Raw genomic sequence first — 21139 nt, forward strand, 5'->3', positions numbered from 1 at the left:
CGGGTCGGACCCTAGCCAGCAGGACCCCCAAGGTCAGCCAAAAAAACAGCGGCGGCCATAAGCCGCCGCTTAATCGCCGATCCTGAACCAAAGGCTCAGAGCAGCGCCTTGACCCTGGCCACGGTCGCCTCGGCGGTGATGCCGAACTCGGCATAAAGCCGCTCCATCGGGGCCGAGGCGCCGAAGGAGGACATGCCGACGAAGCCGGCCTTGGCCTCGCGGCCCCGCTCGCCCAGAAGCCAGCGGTCCCAGCCTTGCCGGACGCCGGCCTCGATGGCCACGCGCACCGGGCCGGGCGGCAGGATCTTGCGGCGCCAGGCCTCGTCCTGTTCGGCGAAAAGCTCCATCGAGGGCATCGAGACGACGCGCGTGCCGATCCCCTCGGCCTCGAGAGCGGCGCGGGCCTTCAGCGCGATTTCCACCTCCGACCCCGTGGCGATCAGGATCGCCTGGCGCTTGCCCGTGGCCTCGGCCAGCACATAGGCGCCCTTCGCCACCATGTTGGCGTTGGTGTGCGTCTTGCGCACAGCCGGCAGGTTCTGGCGGCTCAGCGCCAGGACCGTGGGCCGGGTCTTCTCGGTCAGGGCGATCTCCCAGGCCTCGGCCACCTCGACCAGGTCGGCGGGGCGGATGACCAGCGTGTTGGGCGTGGCGCGGCTGATCGCCAGATGCTCGACCGGCTGGTGAGTCGGGCCGTCCTCGCCGAGGCCGATCGAGTCATGCGTCATGACATAGACCACCGGCACCCCCATCAGCGCGGAAAGCCGCATCGACGGGCGCGCATAGTCGGTGAAGCACATGAACGTGCCGCCATAGGGGCGCACACCACCATGCAGCGCAAGGCCGTTCATCGCTGCCGCCATGCCGTGTTCGCGGATGCCGTAATAGACGTAACGCCCCTTGCGGTCCTCGGGGGTGAAGACGCCCAGGTCCGGCGTCTTGGTGTTGTTCGATCCCGTCAGGTCGGCCGAGCCGCCGATGGTTTCGGTCACGACCGGGTTCACCGCCGCCAGCACCTTTTCCGAGGCCGCGCGGGTCGCCAGCTTCGGCGCATCGGCCACCGCCTGCTTCTTCACGCCGCGAATGACCGAGGCCAGCTTGGCCGGCGCCTCCCGCGCGAAGATGCGGGCGAACTCGGCCTGTTTCGCGGGCGACAGGGCCGCCAGCCGCGCCTCCCACTCGGCGCGCGCCTTGGCGCCACGGGCGCCAAGCGATTCCCACCAGGCCTTGATCTCGGCGGGAACCTCGAACGGCCCGCCCGGCCAGCCATAGGCGTCCTTGGCCGCCTGCAACTGCGCCTTGTCGGTCAAGGCGCCGTGGCCCTTCGAGGTGTCCTGCGCCGCATGGCCGAGGGCGATATGCGTCTTGCAGGCGACCATCGCGGGGCGGGGGCTGGCCTTGGCCGCCGTCAGCGCACGGTCGATATCCACCGGATCATGCCCGTCGCATTCGAACACGTCCCAGCCGCTCGCCGCGAAGCGCGCCTTCTGGTCGGTGATGTCGGCGATCGACACCTTGCCGTCGATGGTGATGCCGTTGTTGTCCCACAGCACGATCAGCCGCGACAACTGCTGCTTGCCCGCAAGGCCGATGGCTTCCTGGCTGACACCCTCCATCAGGCAGCCGTCACCGGCGATGACCCAGGTGTAGTGGTCCTGGATCTTCGCCCCCCAGCGCGCGCGGAGGTTCTCTTCCGCCATCGCGAAGCCGACGGCGTTCGAGATGCCCTGACCCAGCGGCCCCGTCGTCGTCTCCACCCCCGCGACATGGCCGTATTCCGGGTGCCCCGCCGTGATCGCGCCCCACTGGCGGAACGCCTTGATCTGGTCCAGCGTCATGTCCTCGTAGCCGGTGAGGTAGAGCAGCGCGTAGATCAGCATCGAACCATGCCCCGCCGACAGGATGAACCGGTCGCGGTCCGGCCAGCGCGGGACCTTGGGGTCGAACTTCAGATGCTTCTCGAACAGGACCGTCGCCACGTCGGCCATGCCCATCGGCATCCCCGAATGGCCCGAGTTCGCCGCGGCCACGGCATCCAGCGCCAGGGCGCGGATCGCGGTGGCGCGCATCCAGTGGTCGGGGTGCTTCTGGCGGAGAGTCTGGATGTCCACGGGCAGGATTCCTTCAGGCTGAACGGGTCGCGGGGATTTCGCGCCGTCCTAACCAGCGCAACCGGCAAGATCAAGCTTGGAGCCCAAGGCCTTGGGAAGAAAGGCCGGTCGCCTTTCCCGGGTTTCGCGCTAAGATCGCCGGAAGTATCGGCCGGGCGATTCGGGACAGGGTCATCCGGGGGTGCGGGCGCCGCTTCGCGCCCGGGTGCAGGGGGTAGGGATGCAGGAAATCACCGAACTGGAAAAGCGGATCGCCGCGGCGCTGGAGCGGATCGGCAAGGGTCTGGACCGTCTGCCGTCACTGTCACGCGCCGCGCCGTCCGGCCCTGCCGCGGCGGCTGGCGCGACCGAGGCACAGCTGCGCGCCCAGCTCGAAGAGGAGAAGGCGCTGAACGCCCAGTTGCAGGCCCGCCTGCGTGCCGCCTCGGCGCGTGAGGCGAAGGGTGACCTTCAGGACAAGATCGACCGTCTGACGCAGGAACTGGACGTGCAGGGTCTGGAATTGCAGCGTATGCGCCGGGTCAATGCGTCGCTGCGCGAACAGCTCGAGGCGCTGCGCACCGCACAGGCCTCTGGCGTGGCCGACCCCGGCCAGATCAACAAGGCGATGCTGGCCGAGCTGGAGGCGCTCCGCGCCCTGCGCTTGACCGAGATCGCCGAAATGGACGAAATCCTTGCCGCGCTCGAACCCCATCTGACGGAGGCCAGCCATGCCTGATCTGGAAGTCATCATCGGCGGGCGCTCGTTCCAGGTCGCCTGCCAGCCGGGGGAGGAGCATTTCCTGCGCGCGGCCGCGGCTATGCTGGACGCCGAGGCGCAACCGATCGTCTCGCAGCTGGGCCGCCTGCCCGAGGCGAAGATGCTGCTGATGGCGGGGCTGATGCTGGCCGACAAGACTGCGGCCGTCGAGGACGAGCTTCGCGCCCTGCGCGCCCGTGTCGCCGAACTGGAGGCGCGGCCCGTGGCCACGCGCGATGTGGCGGTGGTGCCGAAGCAGGTCTCGGACACCCTGGCCGAGATCGCCGCCCGGGCCGAGGCCATGGCGGCCCGGATCGAGGAACAGGTGCGCGGATGAAACGGACCGTCCTGCTTCTGTCGCTTATGCCCGCGGCCGCCACGGCCGCGCCGCAGTTCGAAGCCGCAACCTACCAGTGCGACCGAGGGGTGCAGGTGCCCGCGACCTATGTCAACACGCCCGAGGGCAGCCTCGTGGTGCTGATGGTGGACGGCCGGCAGATCACGCTGCTCGGCGAAGAGGCGGCCTCGGGCGCGCGCTACGGCTGGCCCTCGGACGGGTCCAACTATGTCTGGTGGACCAAGGGGCAGGAGGCCACGCTCTACTGGAAGACGCCCGAGGGCGAGACGCCGATCCTGACCTGCAACGCAGGGTAGGGTTGCCCGTCAGGCGTTGGCTTCACGGATCTTGTCGGCGGCCGCCTTGTCGAAGGCCACACCCTTGGCTTCCAGAAGCTGGTCCAGCTCGCCCGACAGCGTCATCTCGGTGACGATGTCGCAGCCGCCGACGAATTCGCCCTTGACGTAAAGCTGCGGGATCGTCGGCCAGTCGCTGAAATCCTTGATCCCCTGCCGGATTTCCGGGTCCGCCAGCACGTTCACGTCCTGGTAGTCCACGCCGATGAAGTTCAGGACCCCCGCGACGCGGGACGAGAACCCGCATTGCGGCATCATCTTGGTGCCCTTCATGAACAGCACCACGTCGTTCTTCTCGATCAGGTCCCTGATCGTTGCCTCCGCGCTCATCGCCCGTTCTCCTATGCGTCATCCCCGGCGGCATCGTGCCGCCCTGCATCGCGCGCGGCCAGATAAGAGGCCATGCGCCGTTCCATCTCGGCGGCTTCCGCCTGCCTGCGCTCGGAGCCTTCGTCCAAAGGCCTCTCGCCCGTCCTCCGCCGGGACCGCGCCCGCAGCATCGTGACGACGCCGACCAGCGTCATCGCGACCGGAAGCAGACCGCCAAGGCCGCTGCCTGTCACCATCTCAATCCGGCGCCTTTGTCGTCAGGGCCAGCGCGTGCAGCGCGCCGTTCGGCCCGTCCATCTTGCCCTTCAGCGCCGCATAGACCGCGCGCTGCTGCTGGACCCGGTTCATGCCGCGGAACGACTCGTCGATCACTTCGGCCGCGAAATGCGCGCCGTCATCGCCCTGCACGCTGATCTTCGCGTTCGGGAAGGCCTCCCGGATCAGGGCTTCGATGTCGCGGGCTTCGATGGGCATCGGGCGTCTCCTTTGCCTTGGAACCTAGGCCCGCCGCGCCGGCGGTTCAAGGGCCTGCCATTCCGACCGCAGCATGCCGTAATAGAGGATGTCGATGATCCGCCCGGTCACCGGAACCCGGTGGTGCGCGCGGAAGCGGCCTTCCAGGGTAAAGCCCGCACGTTCATAGACCTTCTGGCCGCGAAGGTTCTCGGCGCTGCAATCCAGCCAGACCCGGGCGGCGTCAAGCGTGCCGAATGCGTGGTCCAGAAGCACGCGCAGGAACCGGCCGCCCAGTCCCCGCCCGGCCTCGACCAGCGCCAGCCGCATCAGTTCCACCCGGCCCGAGGGGTTGCCGATCTCGCAGAAGATGGCAAAGCCGGCGGGCTGGCCCTCCGGCTCCCAGATCAGGAACCGGCAGTCGGGCGCGGCCAGGTAGGCGGCAAGCGCCGCCTCGTCCTCGTCGGTGATGAAGGGCGCATAGTCGGGCCGCTGCGCCAGAGACCGCACAAGCGGGAAATCCGCCGGCGTCGCCGGGCGCAGCGTCACAGCCCGACCGTCGCGGCAAAGGCCGTGCGGTAAAGCCGCGAGAGGTCCGCCAGCGGCGCGCTGTCGCCGCCGAAATCGACCGCCTCACCGCCGAAGCGCCCCACCACCGCGACCGGCACGCCCGCCGCCTTGCCCGCCGCGACGAGCGCCTCGGCATCCTCGGCCGGGGCCGCGACCAGATAGCGCGCCTGATCCTCGCCGAAGAGGGCAGGGGTGTCCCCCGCCTCCAGCGTCACGCCCAGGCCAGCGCCTTCGGCCATCTCGAAGGCGGCCAGCGCCAGCCCCCCGTCGCCCAGGTCGGTGCAGGCACGGATCAGGCGGCGGTGCGCGCGGATGAACTCGCCATGCCGCCGCTCTGCCTCCAGATCTACGGGGGGCGCATCGCCCGCCTCGATCCCGAAGGCCTCGGCCAGAAGCGCCGACTGTCCCATGTGCCCCTTGGTCTCGCCCACCAGGACCGCCAGATCGCCCTCTTCCGGGCGGCCCGCGATCAGCTCGTCCATGGATTGCAACAGCCCCACCGCGCCGATGGTCGGCGTGGGCAGGATCGGCTGACCGTCGGTCTCGTTGTAGAGCGACACGTTGCCCGACACGATCGGCATGTCGAGCGCCCGGCAGGCCTCGCCGATGCCCTGCAGGGCGCCGACGAACTGGCCCATGATCTCGGGCTTTTCCGGGTTGCCGAAGTTGAGGTTGTCGGTGGTGGCCAGGGGCCGCGCGCCCACCGCGGTCAGGTTGCGGTAGGCCTCGGCCACGGCCTGCCGGCCGCCCTGGACCGGGTTCGCCTTGACGTAGCGCGGCGTCACGTCGCTGGTGAAAGCCAGCGCCTTGCCGGTCCCGTGCACCCGCACCACGCCCGCCGGCAGGCCCGGCGTGACCAGCGTGTCGGCGCCGACCTGGCTGTCATACTGCTCGTAAACCCAGGCCTTGTGCGCATAGGTCGGGCTGCCGATCAGCGCCTTGAGGCCCGCGATGGCACCGATCTGCGGCACCTCGCCCAGCGGCGCGGCGGCGGGCGTCGGGAGCCAGGGCCGGTCGTATTCCGGCGCACTGGACGACAGCTTCGACAGCGGAATGTCGGCCTTCACCTCGTTGCCATGCAGGATCAGGAAGCGGTCCTCGGGGATGGTCTCGCCCACGATGGCGAAGTCCAGATCCCACTTCTCGAAGATCGCCCGCGCCTCGGCCTCCTTCTCGGGCTTCAGCACCATGAGCATCCGCTCCTGAGACTCCGACAGCATCATCTCGTAGGCGGTCATCCCCGTCTCGCGCTGCGGCACGTCGTCGAGTTGCAGCTTGATGCCGAGGCCCCCCTTGTCGCCCATCTCGACCGCCGAACAGGTCAGCCCGGCGGCGCCCATGTCCTGGATGGAAATGACGGCGCCGGAGGCCATAAGTTCAAGGCACGCCTCCAGCAGCCGCTTTTCGGTGAACGGGTCGCCCACCTGCACCGTGGGGCGCTTCTCCTCGATCGTGTCGTCGAACTCGGCCGAGGCCATCGTCGCCCCGCCCACGCCGTCGCGGCCGGTCTTGGCGCCCAGATAGACGACCGGCATGCCCACGCCCGAGGCGGCCGAGTAGAAGATCTTGTCCGCATCCGCGAGGCCCGCGGCAAAGGCGTTCACCAGGCAGTTGCCGTTGTAGGCGCGATGGAACCGCACCTCGCCGCCCACGGTGGGCACGCCGAAGGCATTGCCATAGGCGCCGATCCCTTCCACCACGCCCTTGACCAGATGCGCGGTCTTGGGGTGGCTCGGCAGGCCGAAGGACAGCGCGTTCATCGCCGCGATGGGCCGCGCGCCCATGGTGAAGACATCGCGCAGGATGCCGCCCACGCCGGTCGCCGCGCCCTGGTGCGGCTCGATGTAGGAGGGGTGGTTGTGGCTCTCCATCTTGAAGATCACCGCCTGCCCGTCGCCGATATCCACCACGCCCGCATTTTCGCCCGGTCCGCAGATCACCTGAGGGCCGGTGGTCGGCAGCTTCTTCAGATGGATCTTCGACGACTTGTAGGAACAATGCTCGTTCCACATCGCCGAGAAGATGCCAAGCTCGGTGAAGGTCGGCTCCCGCCCCATGATGCCGAGAAGACGCTCCCATTCGTCGGGTTTGATCCCGTGGGCAGCGACCAGTTCCGGCGTGATGGCGGGCTCTTGCATGGCATCCCCTTGGACAGGCAATTCGGCAACCTCGCCGCCTCATATGCGATCGCCCGGGGAAGGGCAAACCGCCCCGTGACGACCGAGGCGAAAAAAAAGCCGGGCATTACGCCCGGCCTAGTCCAACAGGGAGGTACGAAGGGACGAGAGCATGCTCATCGCCGCTTCGAGAGTTCAAATAGTGCCGCATGCTTGCGCAAACAAGTCCGGAATGCCCGACGTTTGGGCAAGGCCGCTATGCAGATGCTGCATGGCAGCAATCAGGCGGCGGCATCCTCGGCCTGGCGGCGGCGGAAGGCCACGATCTCTTCGGTCACGAAGTCGCGGAAGGCCGCCACGCGCTTGGAATGGCGCAGTTCCTCGGGATAGGCCAGGAACACCGGCACCTCGGCACTTTGCACGTCCGGCAGGACGCGGACGAGGTTCGGGAAATCCTCGGTCAGGTAATCGGGCAGGACCCCGATCCCAAGATGGTTCAGGACCGCCTGCAACACCCCGAAATAGTTGTTCACCGTCAGGGTCGAGGGGATGTCATGCGTCATCAGGTCGGCCACCAGCAGCGCACCTGCGGCCACCTGCGGCGTGCCGGCGTGCTGGCAGATCAGCCGGTGGCTCGAGAAATCGTCCATCGACTCGGGCGTGCCATGCGCGGCAAGGTATTCCGGCGTGGCGAAGAGCTGCATCCGGATCTGCATCAGCCGCTTGCGGATCAGGTCGGCCTGGCTCGGCTCCTTCATCCGGATCGCCACGTCGGCCTCGCGCATCGGCAGGTCGAGGACGCGCTCTTCCAGCATCAGGTCGATCTTCAGCGCCGGGTATTTCTCGTAAAGCCGCGCCAGCCGCGGCGCCAGCCACAACGTCCCGAACCCCGTGGTCGTCGTCACCCGCAACTCGCCGAAGACCTCGTCCTCGCTGTCGCGGATCCGCGCCGCCGTCGCGTCCAGCCGCCGCACCATCTGCTGCGTCGCGTCGAACAGGAGTTCGCCCTGTTCAGTCAGGATCAGCCCCCGCGCGTGGCGGTGGAACAGCGTCACCGACAGGCTCTCCTCCAGCGCGCGGATCTGGCGGCTCACGGCGGATTGCGACAGGTGCAAGACGTCGCCGGCATGGGTCAGGCTGCCCTTCTCCGCGACCGCGTGAAAGATCCTCAGCTTGTCCCAATCCATGACCATTCTCCAAAATCCACTCGGAACCCTAGCACGACCCGTGGCAGATAGGGAATCGCGCGTGGATGTAAACCCCGCATGTCCCCATCTTGACGGCTTTGCTTTGACCTTTCGCACCGCCACGGTCCATCTTATGATCGCGGAAAGGGCAGGCGCGGCACAATCGCGCGCAGTGGAAAGCGGCAGGCATGGCAGTTGGCGTATTCGATTCGGGCCTCGGCGGGTTGACTGTCCTCGATGCTTTGACAAAGCGGCTTCCCGAGGTTCCCTTTGTCTATTTCGGCGACAATGCCCACGCCCCCTATGGTGTGCGCACCGCCGATGACATCTTCAACCTGACCTGTGCCGCGACCGAACGGCTCTGGGCCGAGGGCTGCGACCTGGTGATCCTTGCCTGCAACACCGCTTCCGCCGCCGCGCTGAAACGGATGCAGGAAACCTGGGTGCCCCCCGAAAAGCGCGTCCTCGGCGTCTTCGTGCCGCTGATCGAGGCGTTGACCGAACGGCAGTGGGGCGACAACTCGCCCCCGCGCGAGGTCGCGGTGAAGCATGTGGCCCTCTTCGCCACCCCTGCCACGGTGGCCAGCCGCGCCTTCCAGCGCGAGCTTGCCTTCCGCGCCATCGGCGTCGATGTCGAGGCCCAGCCCTGCGGCGGTGTGGTGGACGCGATCGAGCAGGGCGACGAGATCCTGGCCGAGGCCCTGGTGCGCAGCCATGTCGAGGCGCTGAAACGCCGGATGCCCGCACCCGAGGCGGCGATCCTGGGCTGCACGCACTATCCCCTGATGGAAAAGGCCTTCCAGGATGCGCTCGGACCGGGGGTCAAGGTCTATTCCCAGGCGAATCTGGTGGCAGAAAGCCTCGCCGACTACCTGACCCGCCGCCCGCAGTTCCTCGGCACCGGCACCCGGTCCAGGTTCCTGACCACCGGCGATCCGGCCTATGTCTCGAACAAGGCCACCCAGTTCCTGCGTCGCAAGATCACCTTCGAGGCGGCCTGATGCTGCCGCTGGCCGCCTGGCGGGCGGAGCGGCTTGCCGCCCTGGCCGCGCCGGACGGCTGGCTGAACCTGGTCGCCCGGATCGAGCTCGCCCCCGGCCGCCACCCGGTCGGGGCGGCGCAGGGACTGCGGCTTCCCTCCGGCCCCGACCTCCTCGGCACGCTGGAGCTGACCGAGGCGGGCGCCAGCTTCGCCCGGCCGGGAGAGGCGCCGCGGCCCTTCCTGCCGGTCCCCGATGCCTTTCCGCAGCTGCGCGTGGATCCCTTCCTGCTGGAAATCCACACGGTTGATGGCGTTCCGGCGCTGCGGGTGCGCGATCTGACGCTGGCGCCGCAGGTCGCCCTGCGCCACTACCCCGAGGATCCGGCCTGGACGATCCGGGCCGGGTGGGAAAGCCTCGCCCCGCAAGCCGCCGAGGTGGCGATGAAGGACGGCTCGACCGCCGCCGTGACCATCACGCATCGGGCGACCTTCCGGCACCTTGGGCAGACCATCACCCTGACGCCGACGCACTGGAAGATGGGCAAGCCGATGTTCGTCTTCCGGGACGCGACGGCGGGCGAGACCTACCCGGCCTGCCGCTTCCTCTTCGGCGAGGATCCATCCGGGACCGAGATCACCCTCGACTTCAACCGTGCCATATCGCCGCCCTGCGCCTTCACCGATTTCGCGATCTGCCCCCTGCCGCCGCCCGGCAACATCCTGCCGTTCCGCATCGAGGCCGGGGAACTCGCGCCGTGAGATCGTAGGGTGCGCTACAGCGCACCTTCCGGCGCGCCCATCCCTGGCAGCCTCTGTTGCCTCGCGCGGGAGTAGCAGGGTGGGCGATCCGCCCACCGCCCTCACGCCCGCATTGCGCCGTAGGCAAAGCGGTAGGCCAGCGCCACGCCGCCCGCGCCGCCGACCACATTGCCCAGGCTGACCCACAGAAGGTTTCCCAGCATCCCGGCCGGCGCGGCCTCGGATCCCGCCCAGACGCCCGCCGGAAACAGGAACATGTTCGCCACCGAATGTTCCAGCCCCAGCGCCACGAAGGCGGTGACCGGCCAGAGGACGCCCAGGATCTTGTCCGTGGCCGAGCGCGCCGCAAAGCTCAGCCAGACCGCGAGGCAGACCAGCGCATTGCACAGCGCGCCGCGGACAAAGGCTTCCAGCGGGGGCAGGGCGGCCTTCGCCGTCGCCGCCTTGGCCGCCGTGGCGCCCATCGGGCCGTCCAGTAGGCCCGAGAGGCCGAAGGCCAGCGCCAGCCCCGCAGCGCCCAGCAGGTTGCCGACATAGACAATGCCCCAGTTGCGCATCAGGGCTCCGGGGGTGATCCGGCGGTCCACCGCCGCCATGACCATCAGCGCATTGCCGGTGAAGAGTTCCGCCCCGCCCACGACGACCAGGATCAGCCCCAGCGCGAAGACCGCGCCGCCCAGCACCCGGTGCGGCCCGAAGCCGGGGTCGGCGCCCGCCATGGCCACGCACCAGAAGGCCGCGCCAAAGCCGATGAAGGCCCCGGCCAGAAGCGCAAGCGTGGCCATCCGGTGCAGGGGCAGCGCGGCCTTGGCCACGCCTGCCGTCTCGATCAGCGCCGCGATCTCGGCCGGTCTGTAGGCGTCATGGCTGTCGCTGGGCATCCCGAACCTCTCCTTCGGCTGCCAGAATAGCCGCTTGCGGCCCCCGGAAAAGCGAAAAGGCATGCCCCGCGACATGCCTTTCCCAAGCTTTGCGTTTCTCTAACGTCCACGGCCAAGATGTTGATAATGCATCGAAACCGCAGATTTTCCACTGTGGACAGATCAGTCCTTTGCGCGTTCGACGTAGGAGTCGTCGTCGGTGTTGATCACGATGCGGGTGCCGACGTCGATATGGGGGGGAACCATCACCCGAAGCCCGTTCGAGGTCATCGCGGGCTTGTAGCTGGACGAGGCGGTCTGCCCCTTAACCACCGGCTCGGTCTCGGTGATCTCGACGGTGATCTTCTGCGGCACCTCGATGGCGATCGGCACGCCCTCGAAGGTCTTCAGGTAGCAGCGCATGCCTTCCTGCAGGTAGGGCTTGTTTCCGCCCATCACGTCCTCGGTCACCACGACCTGTTCGTAGGTGTTGGGCTCCATGAAATGGAAGCCTTCGCTGTCCTCGTAGAGGTAGTCGTACTCCCGTTCGTCCACGGTGGCCTTCTCGACCATCTCCGTCGTCCGCCAGCGTTCCGAGACCTTCACGCCGTCCGAGATCCGGCGCATGTCGACGCTGGTCGTGGGGGTGCCCTTGCCGGGGTGGAAGTTCGAGGCGGTGAGCACGACGTAGAGCTTGCCGTCCATCTCGACGACGTTGCCCTTGCGGAGCGAGGAGGCGATGACTTTCAAAGGTCGGGTCCTTGTTATATCGGGGGACCGGTCCTCGAGCGACCGGCATCTGCCCGCGCCCCTAACCGATCCGAACCGGAATTTCCAGATGAATCCCGCATCCTCCCCGTCCACCCCATGGTGGAACCCCTCGCGCCACGCCGACCGCCGGCCGGTCCTGATGACCCGCAACCGGATCCAGGCCGCGATCCGGGGCTGGCTGGCGGGGGAAGGGTTCACCGAGGTGGACCCGGCCGCGCTGGCGATCTCCCCGGGAAACGAGGCGCACCTGCACGGCTTCTCGACCCAGGCCATCGGGACCGACGGGGCGGGGCGGACGATGTATCTTCACACCTCGCCCGAGTTCGCGATGAAGAAGCTGCTCGCGGCGGGCGAGACCCGGATCCATGCCTTCTCCCACGTCTGGCGGAACCGCGAGCGGGGGGCGCTGCACAGCCCGGAGTTCACGATGCTGGAGTGGTACCGGGTGGGCGAGGGCTACGAGGTCCTGATGGCGGACGTGATGGCCTTCCTGCGGCTGGCCGCGCGCGAGGCGGGAGCCGGGGTGCTGCGGTTCCGGGATCGGGTCTGCGATCCGTTCGTCGAACCGGAGCGGCTGTCGGTGGCCGAGGCCTTCCTGGTCCATGCCGGGGTGGACCTGATGGCCTCGATCCGGGCGGACGGGGCGACGGATGCCGAGACCCTCGGCCGCGAACTGGACCGGATCGGGCTGCGGCGGGCCTCGGACGACACCTGGTCGGACATGCTGAGCCGGGTCCTGTCGGAGAAGGTGGAATCGAAACTGGGGCAGGGGCGGGTGACGATCCTGGACCGGTATCCCTCGGCAGAGGCTGCCCTGGCAAGGAAGGTGCCGGGGGATGCGCGGGTGGCGGAGCGGTTCGAGGTCTATGCCTGCGGGGTGGAGCTGGCGAACGGGTTCGGCGAGCTGACCGACGCGGGCGAGCAGCGGCGGCGGTTCGAGGCCGAGATGGCCGAGAAGGCTCGGGTCTACGGGGAAAGCTATCCCCTGGACGAGGATTTCCTGGCGGCGCTGGAGGGGATGCCCCCGGCGGCGGGCATCGCGATGGGGTTCGACCGGGTGGTGATGCTGGCCACGGGCGCCCCCCGGATCGACGACGTGATGTGGACCCCGGTGCCGTGATCTGTCCACGGTGGACATTTTCCGATTTCAATTCGGAATCATAAGGATGGCCGTGGACGTAAACCGTCTGGAAAGGATGTTCGGCGGCGGCCCCCCACCCCCGGCCCCTCCCCACGAAGGGGGAGGGGAGGCGCTGGCTGCAAGGGGGGCGCGACAGGGATCGGCCTTTTCTTGTCTCCGCCGTTGCATGCCTCCGGCGGGAGTATTTCCGGAAAGGGCAAGCCATTGGCCGGAATTGTGCCGGTGACATTCGGCGGTCTTGCATTGGGGGCGCAAGGGGCGCAAAGAAGGCGCGTTTCTTCTGCGGGAGCCGCGCCATGACCCATCGCATCGCCATCCTCGGGGCCTCGGGCTATACGGGTGCGGAACTGGTGCGCCTGATCGCGACGCATCCCGCCATGCGCATCGTCGCGCTGTCGGCCGACCGCAAGGCGGGGATGAGCATGGCGGAGGTCTTCCCCTTCCTGCGGCACCTGGACCTGCCGAAGCTCACGAAGATCGACGAGATCGACTTTTCCGGGGTGGACCTGTGCTTCTGCGCGCTGCCGCATGCGACGACGCAGGAAGTGATCGCGAAACTGCCGAAGACCCTGCGGATCGTGGACCTGTCGGCGGACTTCCGGCTGCGCGATCCAGCGGAATACGAGAAGTGGTATGGCCAGCCGCATGCGGCGGTGGAGATCCAGAAGGAAGCGGTCTATGGCCTGACCGAGTTCTACCGCGACGAGATCAGGTCCGCGCGGCTGGTGGCGGGCACGGGCTGCAACGCGGCCACGGGACAATTCGCGCTGCGGCCATTGATCGCGGCGGGCTGCATCGACCTGGACGATATCCTGATCGACCTGAAGGCCGGAGTCTCGGGGGCCGGGCGCAGCCTGAAGGAGAACCTGCTTCACGCGGAATTGTCCGGCGGCACCCATACCTATTCGGCGGGCGGCAAGCACCGGCATCTGGGCGAGTTCGACCAGGAATTCTCGAAGGTCGCCGGACGTCCGGTCCGGGTGCAGTTCACGCCGCACCTTCTGCCGATGAACCGGGGGATCCTCGCCACGGTCTATGTCAAGGGCGACGCGAAGATCGTGCATCAGGTGCTTGAAAAGGCGTATGAAACCGAGCCTTTCCTGAAGGTCCTGCCCTTCGGGTCGCTGCCCTCGACCCGCGACATCGCGGGGTCGAACTTTTGCCACCTGGGGGTGATCGGCGATCGCATCCCGGGGCGGGCAGTGGTGGTCTCGGTCCTGGACAACCTGACCAAGGGGTCCTCGGGCCAGGCGATCCAGAACGCGAACCTGATGCTGGGGTTGCCGGAGACGGAAGGCTTGATGCTGGCGCCCGTTTTCCCGTAAGCGGCTCGTCGTGCGTCTTCGACTTCTCCTCGCGGGTCTGCGACGAGGGCCGAAGGCACCGAGGAGCGGGGCTTGACGCGGGTCAAGGTATCCCCACCTTGGGCAGAGCATGATCTGGCCGGCGGCAGGGGCGGATGCGATGAACGGGAAGACGGAAATCCGGGGCCTGAAGGGGCTGAAGAAGCAGCGGCGCATCCAGATCGTCGCGCTTGCAGCGGTGGCGCTGATCGGCGCGACGGGGCTGGTCGGCTATGCCATGCGCGACGGGATCAACTACTTCCGATCACCCTCGCAGGTTCTGGAGGCGCCGCCCGGCCCGGGTGAGACCTTCCGCATCGGTGGGCTGGTGGTCGAGGGGTCGATTCGGCGCGGCCAGGGGACGGAGGTCTCCTTCGCCGTGACCGATACCAACGCGACGGTGCCGGTGCGCTATACCGGCATCCTGCCTGACCTGTTCGGCGAAGGTCAGGGCATGGTGGCGCTGGGGCGGATGGAGGGCGACACCTTCGTGGCGACCGAGGTGCTGGCCAAGCATGACGAGACCTACATGCCGAAGGAAGTGGTGGACGCGCTGAAGGAGCAGGGCGTCTATGTCGATCCCAAGGCCAAGCCCGGAAGCTGAGCGACCCGGAACGCAAGAATTTTCGGCGAAAATTCTTGCGCTTGCGCGGCGCGCGGTCGGGCAGGGCGGCGTTAACGCCGCTGCGGCAGGCTTCCCCCCCGTGTGAAGGGGGGTGCCCATGCCGGATGTCCGACAGATTGCCGAAGAGATCGTCGCCCGCGAGGGCGGGTTCGTGAACGACCCGGACGATCCGGGAGGCGCGACCAATCACGGAGTGACCATCGGGACGCTGCGGCGGCTGGGGATCGACGTGAACCGCGACACGCGGATCGACCTGGCCGACGTGAGGGCGCTGACGCGCGCCGAGGCGGTCGAGATCTATCTGGAGCATTATTACAAGCGCCCCGGGATCGCGGCCTTGCCGGAGCCGCTTCAGGCGAGCGTCTTCGACATGTATGTCAACGCGGGCGGCAATGCGGTGAAGATCCTGCAGCGGCTTCTGACCGACATGGGCTTTCCCTGCGACCCGGACGGGGCGATCGGGCCGCAGACGATCCGCGCGGCGCAGATGGCGTATGAGGCCGCGCCGGCGCATCTGGCCGATGCCTACGGGATCGCGCGGCGCAACTACTATTATGCGCTGGCCGACAAGCGCCCGGCGAGCCGCAAGTTCGCCCGCCGCAAGGATGGAGGCAAGGGCGGCTGGATCACGCGGGCGGAGGAATTCATCAGCCCGAGATACCACCTGACCGAGGCGCAGCACCGGGCACGGGTGGCAGCATGGGGGTGATCGGGAAGCTGGTTGGCGCGCCCGGGGCGGTCACGGCGCTGGGCGAGGCCGCGAAGGGGGTGGCCGAAGTCTTCGTGCCCTCGGCCACCAAGCGGATGGAATATTCGGCCGAGGCGCAGATGGCGGCGCTGCGGCAGCTGGGGGAGGAATACCAGCATCCCGCGCTGTCGTGGTTCGACCGGATGGTGAACGGGTTGAACCGGCTGCCGCGGCCGTTCCTGGCCTTCGGGACCATCGGGCTGTTCGTCTATGCCATGGTGGATCCGCAGGCCTTTGCCTATCGGATGGTGGGGCTGAACGCGGTGCCCGAGCCCCTGTGGTGGCTTCTGGGGGCGATCGTCGCCTTCTACTTCGGCGCGCGGGAGACGCATTACTTCCGCAACCGGGCGGTTGTCTCGCCCTATGCATCGGCGACGGCGGCCATGGCAGAGGAGAACGCGGCGCTGGAGGACTGGCGGCGGGAGTGAGGCTGCCGATCCTTGACCTCTGATCGGGCCTCTGGCATGGCCTTGCGGATCAGAGGATGTGATCAAATGAACCTGTTCGCCGATATCCGTGAACTTGTGGTGGCCGAGTTGCAGGCGCTGATGGCGTCGGGCGTGCTGCCCTCGGGGCTGGACCTGTCGCAGGTCGCGGTGGAGCCGCCGCGGGATGCGGGGCATGGCGAGATGGCGACCAATGCGGCGATGGTGCTGGCCAAGCCCGCCGGGATGCAGCCGCGCGCGATTGCCGATGAACTGGCGGTGAGGCTGATGGAGGACCCGCGCGTCGCGGGCGCCGATGTGGCGGGTCCGGGCTTCCTGAACCTGCGGCTTCATCCGGCGGCCTGGCAGGGGCTGGTGCGCGAGGTGCTGGTCAAGGGGACGGATTTCGGGCGGTCGGCCATGGGCGGGGGCCGCAAGGTCAACGTCGAGTTCGTCAGCGCCAACCCCACCGGGCCGATGCATGTGGCCCATGCGCGCGGCGCGGTGGTGGGCGATGCGCTGGCCTCGCTGCTGGACTTCGCGGGCCATGCGGTCACGCGCGAGTATTACATCAACGACGGGGGCGGGCAGGTCGATGTGCTGGCCCGGTCGGCCTATGAACGCTACCGCGAGGCGCATGGGCTGTCGCCCGAGATCGCCGAGGGCCTATATCCCGGCGACTACCTGATTCCGGTGGGCCAGGCACTGAAGGACAAGTACGGCGACAGCCTGCTTGGCCGGCCGGAGGGCGAATGGCTGGCCGATGTCCGGACCTTTGCCACCGACATGATGATGGCCACGATCCGCGACGACCTGAAGGCGCTGGGCGTGACGATGGATGTCTATTCGTCGGAAAAGGCGCTATATGGCACGGGCAGGATCGAGGCGGCGATCGAACGGCTGCGGGGCCTCGGTCTGATCTACGAGGGCGTGCTGGAGCCGCCCAAGGGCAAGACGCCCGAGGACTGGGAGCCGCGCGAGCAGACCCTGTTCCGCTCGACCGCCTTCGGCGACGATTTGGACCGCCCGGTGAAGAAGTCGGACGGCAGCTGGACCTATTTCGCCCCGGACATCGCCTATCACTACGACAAGGTGACCCGCGGCTTCGACGAGCTGATCAACATCTTCGGCGCGGACCATTCGGGCTATGTCAAGCGGCTGAAGGCCGTGGTCAGCGCCCTGTCGGAGAACAAGGTCAACCTGGACATCAAGCTGATCCAGCTGGTCAAGCTTCTGAAGGGCGGCCAGGTCGTCAAGATGTCGAAGCGCGCCGGGACCTTCGTCACGCTGCGCGACCTGATCGACGAGGTGGGGCCGGATGTCGTCCGCTTCGTCATGCTGACCCGCAAGAACGACGTGCCGCTGGACTTCGACTTCGACAAGGTGACCGAACAGTCGAAGGACAACCCGGTCTTCTACGTCCAGTATGCCAATGCCCGGGTGAACTCGATCCTGCGCAAGGCACGCGACGCGGGGCTGGATGTGAGCGATGCCTCGCTTTCGTCGGCGCATCTGGCGCATCTCGGCCACGAGGCGGAACTGGCGGTGATCCGCAAGCTGGGCGAATGGCCGCGGCTGGTGGAAATCGCTGCCAAGGCGCACGAGCCGCACCGGGTGGCCTTCTACCTTTACGAACTCGCCTCGGACTTCCACGGGCTGTGGAACAAGGGCAACGACGACGACAGCTTGCGGTTCATCCAGGAGGATACCGCAATTTCTGCGGCGAAAATCGCCCTTGCCCGGGCCGTGGGCGTTGTTATTTGCGCAGGCCTTGGTATCCTTGGCGTCACTCCGGTCGAGGAAATGCGCTGACGACAGGCGCCCCGGTCGGCGATAGGCGCGAGTGCAGGGACGGACCAACCGTCCCGCAGGCAGGGGCAGCAGATGGCGGACGCGGATCATGACTTCGGCGGCGGCTTTCCTCTTGATGGGGCCCGGGCGCTGCATGGCGTCCGTGATGTCAACCGCGCGGCGCGGGTGCAGCGCGTCCTGAACATCGCTGGCGCCGTCACCTCGCTGGCGCTGGTGATCGGTCTTGGCGTCTGGGGCTACAGGCTGGCGGTGCGAGACGTGAACGGCGTTCCGGTGATCCAGGCGATGGAGGGGCCGATGCGCATCGCCCCGGCCGATCCCGGCGGAGCCATCGCCGATCACCAGGGGCTTGCGGTGAACGAACTGGCCGAGACCGGGGCCGCCTCGCCCCCGCCCGAAAGGCTGGTGCTGGCGCCGCGCCCGATGGAGCTTCAGCCCGAGGATGCCGCCGGCCTTGCCGGGATGCTGCAACCGGGGCTGACCGAGGCCTCGGCCCCGACCGGGGCCCTGCCCGCCGACCGGGACCTGGCCCTTGCCGCGGCGCCCCCGACCGAGAGCGCAGACCCGACCGAGATCGCCATCGACGCCGCCCTGGCCGAGGCTCTGGGCGAGATCCCCGATGCTGCGCTGTTCGAGCCCGCGGACACGCCGATCCCGGACCTGGAGGAGACCGAGCCCGTGCCCGAGGGGGCCATTCTCGCGTCGATCCGGCCCAAGGCCCGGCCAGGCAGCCGGGCTCCGGCCCCGGCGGCCCCGGCTGCGCTGCCCGCGGCGAACGAGGTCGATCCGGCGACGATCGCGCCCGGCACGCGGCTGGTGCAGTTCGGGACCTATGACACCGCCGACGAGGCGCGCGCGGCCTGGGCACAGTTGCAGGTGCGGTTCGGGGAACTGATGGCGGGCAAGGGGATGGTCGTCCAGCCGGCCGAGAGCGGCGGTCGGACCTTCTACCGGCTGCGCGGGCACGGTTTCGACGGCGAGGACGATGCGCGCCGCTTCTGCTCGGCCTTCGTCACGGAAGGCGCGACCTGTATTCCGGTCCCGCACAAATGACGGTGGGAACGTGCGCCGCGATCTTCGGCTGTGCCGGGCCGGTGCTTCTGCCCGAGGAGCGCGCCTTCTTCCGCGAGGCCGATCCGTTCGGCTTCATCCTCTTTGCCCGCAATGTCGAGGACCCGGCCCAGCTGCGTCGCCTGACGGCCGACCTGCGCGCGGCGGTGGGGCGCGAGGCCCCTGTTCTGGTCGATCAGGAGGGTGGCCGGGTCCAGCGCCTGCGCGCGCCGCACTGGCGGGAATGGACGCCGCCGCTCGACACGGTCGATGCCGCCGGGTCGGTCGCGGCGGCCGAGCGGCAGATGCGGCTGCGCGCCATGGTGATCGCGGCGGAACTGGCGGCGGTGGGGATCGACGCCGACTGCATCCCGACGCTGGACGTGGCGCGACCCGCGACGCATCCCTTCCTTCTGAACCGCTGCTATGGCCGCGACCCGGAGACGGTGGCGCAGATCGGGCGGGCGGTGGCCGAGGGGCTGATGGCGGGCGGCGTGCTGCCGGTGATGAAGCACATGCCGGGCCATGGCCTTAGCCATGTGGACACGCATCAAGACCTGCCCACGGTCACCGTGTCGCGGGAGGAGTTGCAAGCCGTGGATTTCGCGCCGTTCCGGGCGCTGGCCGACCTGCCGATGGCGATGACCGCGCATCTGGTCTTTGCCGCGATCGACCCCGACCGCCCGGCGACGCAATCGCCCGATGTGATCCGGCTGATCCGCGAGGAAATCGGGTTCCGGGGCCTCTTGATGTCGGACGACCTGAACATGCAGGCCCTGTCGGGAACGCTCGCCGAGCGCACGGCGCGGACCATCGCGGCGGGGGTGGACATCGCGCTGCACTGCAAGGGCGACCTCGCCGAGATGGAGGAGGTTGCGGGCGCGGCCGGAACCATGGGCTCCGAGACCCGCGCCCGGGCCGAGGCGGCGATTGCGGCGCGACGGGAGGGGCAGGTGGATGTGAAGGCGGCTCTGGCCGAGCTGGCGCATGGCTGAGGCGGAAGACTGGGATCAGCCCGAGCGCATCTCGCCCGAGGACCGGCTGGCGGCCGAGGCGCTGATCGTCGATGTCGATGGCTTCGAGGGTCCGCTCGACCTTCTCCTGACGCTGAGCCGCACGCAGAAGGTGGATCTGCGCAGGATCTCGGTCCTGAAGCTGGCCGAGCAGTATCTGGGCTTTGTCGAACGCGCGCGGTCCCTGCGGATCGAACTGGCGGCGGATTACCTGGTGATGGCGGCCTGGCTGGCCTTCCTGAAATCGCGCCTCCTGTTGCCGCCGGAACCGGGCGACGAGGGGCCGAGCGCCGAGGACCTGGCGGCGCATCTCGCCTTCCAGCTGGAACGGTTGCAGGCGATGCGCGACGCGGCGGCTCGGCTGATGGGGCGCGACCAGCTGGGGCGCGACTTCTTCGCCCGCGGCGTGCCCGAGGACATGACGCATCATCGCAAGGTGGTCTGGACCGCCTCGCTGCTGGATCTGATGCGCGCCTATGCGCGGATCCGCACGAAGGACGAGTTCCGCCCCTTCGTCATGGATCGCGAACATGTGTTCACGATGGAACAGGCGCTGGAGCGGATGCGCGGGCTGATCGGCTATGCCGGGGACTGGGCGACGCTGGTCAGCTTCCTGCCCGAGGGCTGGGATGTGAGCCCCATGGCCCGCCGCTCGGCGCTGGCGGCGCATTTCGCGGCGGTGCTGGAACTGGCCAAGCGAGGGCAGATCAGCCTGCGCCAGGGCGAGACCTTCGCGCCCATCGAGTTGCGGTTGAAGGACGGATGATGCGCGAGGAGCACGAGGACGAAGGCAGCCTGTTCGACGCGCCCCCCATGGGCGAGCAGGAGCGGATGGTCGAGGCCATCCTCTTCGCCAGCGCCGAGCCGGTTTCGGTGGCCGAACTGGTGGCGCGGATGCCGCATGGCTCGGACCCGGCCGAGGCGCTGGTGCATCTGCGCAAACGCTACGAGGGGCGGGGGGTGCATCTGGTGCGGGTGGGCGATGCCTGGGCCTTCCGCACGGCGCCGGACCTGGGATTCCTGATGCGGCGCGAGACGGTCGAGACGCGGAAACTGTCGCGCGCGGCGATCGAGACGCTGGCGATCATCGCCTACCACCAGCCGGTGACACGCGCCGAAATCGAGGAAATCCGTGGCGTTGCCGTGAGCCGGGGCACGATTGACCAGCTTCTGGAGCTGGACTGGATCCGCCTCGGCCGCCGCCGGATGACGCCGGGGCGGCCGGTGACCTTCGTGGTGACGGAAACCTTCCTCGACCATTTCGGCCTCGAATCCGCCCGCGACCTGCCGGGGCTGAAGGAATTGCGGGCGGCTGGCCTGCTGGACAACCGCCCCGCGCCCGGGCAGGCTTTGGCATCTGACGACGAGGACGAGGCCACGACCGGCCAGAGCGAGCTGTTCGAGGACTGA

24 protein-coding genes are annotated in these 21139 nt (G+C 68.3%); 15 read left to right on the forward strand and 9 right to left on the reverse strand.

Going from position 1 to position 21139, the window contains the following annotated elements:
• Window positions 1–95: 95 nt before the first annotated feature.
• A complete protein-coding gene (tkt, locus tag FL625_RS00470) occupies window positions 96–2111 on the reverse strand; it encodes a transketolase (protein WP_149586673.1) in 2016 nt (671 codons plus the stop codon).
• A 220-nt stretch (window positions 2112–2331) separates the two neighbouring features.
• On the opposite strand from tkt, the gene FL625_RS00475 reads away from it, so the two are divergent.
• The 3 genes from FL625_RS00475 to FL625_RS00485 are packed head-to-tail and all read left to right on the forward strand — an operon-like array spanning window position 2332 to window position 3504.
• On the forward strand, window positions 2332–2829 hold the full coding sequence (locus tag FL625_RS00475; protein WP_149586674.1) for a hypothetical protein: 498 nt from the start codon (window positions 2332–2334) through the stop codon (window positions 2827–2829).
• Window positions 2822–3187 (forward strand): cell division protein ZapA, encoded by a 366-nt coding sequence (locus tag FL625_RS00480; protein WP_149586675.1) that lies wholly within the window; start codon window positions 2822–2824, stop codon window positions 3185–3187. Before FL625_RS00475 ends, FL625_RS00480 begins: the two co-directional genes overlap by 8 nt.
• Window positions 3184–3504 carry an MliC family protein gene (locus tag FL625_RS00485; protein WP_149586676.1) on the forward strand — a complete coding sequence of 107 codons (321 nt, stop codon included), beginning with the start codon at window positions 3184–3186 and terminating at the stop codon, window positions 3502–3504. Before FL625_RS00480 ends, FL625_RS00485 begins: the two co-directional genes overlap by 4 nt.
• 9 nt (window positions 3505–3513) lie before the next feature.
• Here the strand turns inward: FL625_RS00485 and grxD are convergent, their stop codons facing one another.
• The 6 genes from grxD to FL625_RS00515 form a co-directional block, all read right to left on the reverse strand.
• Window positions 3514–3873: a Grx4 family monothiol glutaredoxin gene (gene grxD, locus FL625_RS00490; protein WP_149586677.1), complete on the reverse strand. Its 360-nt coding sequence runs from the start codon at window positions 3871–3873 to the stop codon at window positions 3514–3516.
• A gap of 11 nt (window positions 3874–3884) precedes the next feature.
• Window positions 3885–4109 (reverse strand): hypothetical protein, encoded by a 225-nt coding sequence (locus tag FL625_RS00495; protein ID WP_149586678.1) that lies wholly within the window; start codon window positions 4107–4109, stop codon window positions 3885–3887.
• A 1-nt stretch (window position 4110) separates the two neighbouring features.
• Entirely contained in the window at window positions 4111–4347 is a 237-nt protein-coding gene (locus FL625_RS00500) for a BolA/IbaG family iron-sulfur metabolism protein (RefSeq protein ID WP_149586679.1), read from the reverse strand.
• Window positions 4348–4371: 24 nt separating this feature from the next.
• Window positions 4372–4875, reverse strand: a complete 504-nt coding sequence (locus tag FL625_RS00505) for a GNAT family N-acetyltransferase (protein WP_149586680.1) — start codon at window positions 4873–4875, stop codon at window positions 4372–4374.
• A complete protein-coding gene (gene purL / locus FL625_RS00510; protein ID WP_149586681.1) occupies window positions 4872–7034 on the reverse strand; it encodes a phosphoribosylformylglycinamidine synthase subunit PurL in 2163 nt (720 codons plus the stop codon). Before purL ends, FL625_RS00505 begins: the two co-directional genes overlap by 4 nt.
• A gap of 260 nt (window positions 7035–7294) precedes the next feature.
• On the reverse strand, window positions 7295–8200 hold the full coding sequence (locus FL625_RS00515; protein ID WP_149586682.1) for a LysR family transcriptional regulator: 906 nt from the start codon (window positions 8198–8200) through the stop codon (window positions 7295–7297).
• Window positions 8201–8388: 188 nt separating this feature from the next.
• On the opposite strand from FL625_RS00515, the gene murI reads away from it, so the two are divergent.
• Window positions 8389–9201, forward strand: coding sequence for a glutamate racemase (gene murI, locus FL625_RS00520; RefSeq protein WP_149586683.1), 813 nt, complete (start codon window positions 8389–8391; stop codon window positions 9199–9201).
• Entirely contained in the window at window positions 9201–9941 is a 741-nt protein-coding gene (locus FL625_RS00525; RefSeq protein WP_149586684.1) for a DUF1684 domain-containing protein, read from the forward strand. Before murI ends, FL625_RS00525 begins: the two co-directional genes overlap by 1 nt.
• Before the next feature lie 101 nt (window positions 9942–10042).
• Here the strand turns inward: FL625_RS00525 and FL625_RS00530 are convergent, their stop codons facing one another.
• Both FL625_RS00530 and efp read right to left on the reverse strand, forming a co-directional pair.
• On the reverse strand, window positions 10043–10822 hold the full coding sequence (locus FL625_RS00530) for a formate/nitrite transporter family protein (RefSeq protein ID WP_149586685.1): 780 nt from the start codon (window positions 10820–10822) through the stop codon (window positions 10043–10045).
• A 162-nt stretch (window positions 10823–10984) separates the two neighbouring features.
• Window positions 10985–11551, reverse strand: a complete 567-nt coding sequence (gene efp, locus FL625_RS00535) for an elongation factor P (protein ID WP_149586686.1) — start codon at window positions 11549–11551, stop codon at window positions 10985–10987.
• A gap of 88 nt (window positions 11552–11639) precedes the next feature.
• Here efp and epmA point away from each other — a divergent pair, with 88 nt between their 5' ends.
• The 10 genes from epmA (at window position 11640) to scpB (ending at window position 21139) form a co-directional block, all read left to right on the forward strand.
• Window positions 11640–12692: an EF-P lysine aminoacylase EpmA gene (gene epmA, locus FL625_RS00540; protein WP_149586687.1), complete on the forward strand. Its 1053-nt coding sequence runs from the start codon at window positions 11640–11642 to the stop codon at window positions 12690–12692.
• A gap of 317 nt (window positions 12693–13009) precedes the next feature.
• Entirely contained in the window at window positions 13010–14038 is a 1029-nt protein-coding gene (gene argC, locus FL625_RS00545; RefSeq protein WP_149586688.1) for an N-acetyl-gamma-glutamyl-phosphate reductase, read from the forward strand.
• A 166-nt stretch (window positions 14039–14204) separates the two neighbouring features.
• Window positions 14205–14660, forward strand: coding sequence for a cytochrome c maturation protein CcmE (gene ccmE, locus FL625_RS00550; RefSeq protein WP_149587132.1), 456 nt, complete (start codon window positions 14205–14207; stop codon window positions 14658–14660).
• A 118-nt stretch (window positions 14661–14778) separates the two neighbouring features.
• Entirely contained in the window at window positions 14779–15390 is a 612-nt protein-coding gene (locus FL625_RS00555; protein ID WP_149586689.1) for a holin-associated N-acetylmuramidase, read from the forward strand.
• Window positions 15381–15857, forward strand: coding sequence for a holin family protein (locus FL625_RS00560; RefSeq protein ID WP_149586690.1), 477 nt, complete (start codon window positions 15381–15383; stop codon window positions 15855–15857). Before FL625_RS00555 ends, FL625_RS00560 begins: the two co-directional genes overlap by 10 nt.
• Window positions 15858–15923: 66 nt before the next feature.
• Window positions 15924–17666, forward strand: coding sequence for an arginine--tRNA ligase (gene argS, locus FL625_RS00565; protein ID WP_149586691.1), 1743 nt, complete (start codon window positions 15924–15926; stop codon window positions 17664–17666).
• 72 nt (window positions 17667–17738) lie between these two features.
• Window positions 17739–18719: an SPOR domain-containing protein gene (locus FL625_RS00570; RefSeq protein ID WP_149586692.1), complete on the forward strand. Its 981-nt coding sequence runs from the start codon at window positions 17739–17741 to the stop codon at window positions 18717–18719.
• Window positions 18716–19711: a glycoside hydrolase family 3 N-terminal domain-containing protein gene (locus FL625_RS00575; protein ID WP_149586693.1), complete on the forward strand. Its 996-nt coding sequence runs from the start codon at window positions 18716–18718 to the stop codon at window positions 19709–19711. The genes FL625_RS00570 and FL625_RS00575 overlap by 4 nt, the downstream gene beginning before the upstream one ends.
• Window positions 19704–20495: a segregation and condensation protein A gene (locus FL625_RS00580; protein WP_149586694.1), complete on the forward strand. Its 792-nt coding sequence runs from the start codon at window positions 19704–19706 to the stop codon at window positions 20493–20495. The genes FL625_RS00575 and FL625_RS00580 overlap by 8 nt, the downstream gene beginning before the upstream one ends.
• Window positions 20495–21139 (forward strand): SMC-Scp complex subunit ScpB, encoded by a 645-nt coding sequence (gene scpB, locus FL625_RS00585; protein ID WP_149586695.1) that lies wholly within the window; start codon window positions 20495–20497, stop codon window positions 21137–21139. Before FL625_RS00580 ends, scpB begins: the two co-directional genes overlap by 1 nt.

The sequence above is a fragment of the Tabrizicola flagellatus genome, from assembly GCF_008271465.1.
GTDB lineage: Bacteria > Pseudomonadota > Alphaproteobacteria > Rhodobacterales > Rhodobacteraceae > Tabrizicola > Tabrizicola flagellata.

Bases quoted from the DNA above. Each gene is read 5' to 3' on its own strand.
- FL625_RS00530 (WP_149586685.1), bottom strand. From the start codon at position 10,822: ATGCCCAGCGACAGCCATGACGCCTACAGACCGGCCGAGATCGCGGCG.
- FL625_RS00485 (WP_149586676.1), top strand. From the start codon at position 3,184: ATGAAACGGACCGTCCTGCTTCTGTCGCTTATGCCCGCGGCCGCCACG.
- FL625_RS00480 (WP_149586675.1), top strand. From the start codon at position 2,822: ATGCCTGATCTGGAAGTCATCATCGGCGGGCGCTCGTTCCAGGTCGCC.
- FL625_RS00555 (WP_149586689.1), top strand. From the start codon at position 14,779: ATGCCGGATGTCCGACAGATTGCCGAAGAGATCGTCGCCCGCGAGGGC.
- epmA (WP_149586687.1), top strand. From the start codon at position 11,640: ATGAATCCCGCATCCTCCCCGTCCACCCCATGGTGGAACCCCTCGCGC.
- FL625_RS00495 (WP_149586678.1), bottom strand. From the start codon at position 4,109: ATGGTGACAGGCAGCGGCCTTGGCGGTCTGCTTCCGGTCGCGATGACG.
- FL625_RS00515 (WP_149586682.1), bottom strand. From the start codon at position 8,200: ATGGATTGGGACAAGCTGAGGATCTTTCACGCGGTCGCGGAGAAGGGC.
- murI (WP_149586683.1), top strand. From the start codon at position 8,389: ATGGCAGTTGGCGTATTCGATTCGGGCCTCGGCGGGTTGACTGTCCTC.
- FL625_RS00580 (WP_149586694.1), top strand. From the start codon at position 19,704: ATGGCTGAGGCGGAAGACTGGGATCAGCCCGAGCGCATCTCGCCCGAG.
- argC (WP_149586688.1), top strand. From the start codon at position 13,010: ATGACCCATCGCATCGCCATCCTCGGGGCCTCGGGCTATACGGGTGCG.
- FL625_RS00475 (WP_149586674.1), top strand. From the start codon at position 2,332: ATGCAGGAAATCACCGAACTGGAAAAGCGGATCGCCGCGGCGCTGGAG.
- FL625_RS00570 (WP_149586692.1), top strand. From the start codon at position 17,739: ATGGCGGACGCGGATCATGACTTCGGCGGCGGCTTTCCTCTTGATGGG.
- FL625_RS00500 (WP_149586679.1), bottom strand. From the start codon at position 4,347: ATGCCCATCGAAGCCCGCGACATCGAAGCCCTGATCCGGGAGGCCTTC.
- FL625_RS00560 (WP_149586690.1), top strand. From the start codon at position 15,381: ATGGGGGTGATCGGGAAGCTGGTTGGCGCGCCCGGGGCGGTCACGGCG.
- grxD (WP_149586677.1), bottom strand. From the start codon at position 3,873: ATGAGCGCGGAGGCAACGATCAGGGACCTGATCGAGAAGAACGACGTG.
- purL (WP_149586681.1), bottom strand. From the start codon at position 7,034: ATGCAAGAGCCCGCCATCACGCCGGAACTGGTCGCTGCCCACGGGATC.
- FL625_RS00575 (WP_149586693.1), top strand. From the start codon at position 18,716: ATGACGGTGGGAACGTGCGCCGCGATCTTCGGCTGTGCCGGGCCGGTG.
- scpB (WP_149586695.1), top strand. From the start codon at position 20,495: ATGCGCGAGGAGCACGAGGACGAAGGCAGCCTGTTCGACGCGCCCCCC.
- argS (WP_149586691.1), top strand. From the start codon at position 15,924: ATGAACCTGTTCGCCGATATCCGTGAACTTGTGGTGGCCGAGTTGCAG.
- FL625_RS00525 (WP_149586684.1), top strand. From the start codon at position 9,201: ATGCTGCCGCTGGCCGCCTGGCGGGCGGAGCGGCTTGCCGCCCTGGCC.